General features: G+C 45.8%; 1 pseudogene. It reads left to right on the forward strand.

From position 1 onward, the window contains the following. A pseudogene (locus tag CWB77_RS18175) lies at positions 1 to 277 on the forward strand (histone deacetylase); the annotation flags it as partial.

The following is a 277-nucleotide window of genomic DNA, read 5'->3' on the forward strand; positions in this document are numbered from 1 at the left end:
GATGCTGAATATTTAGAAATTGATTACGATCCGCTGCAATTTATATTAAACGATCTTAACCCGGATCTTGTTCTATACGATGCTGGCGTTGATATTTGGCAAGAGGATGGCGTAGGCAAACTGGATATTAGTTCGCAAGGGATAGAAAAGCGCGAACACTTAGAGCGTAAACGCTGCCTTGCAAATAATACTCCTGTTGCGACTGTGATTGGTGGAGGCTATGACACAGATCATCAGCGCCTAGCAAAGCGCCATGGCAGTGTTCTTGCGCACGCGG

This window comes from Pseudoalteromonas sp. S1610 (assembly GCF_005887465.1).
Lineage (GTDB): Bacteria > Pseudomonadota > Gammaproteobacteria > Enterobacterales > Alteromonadaceae > Pseudoalteromonas > Pseudoalteromonas undina.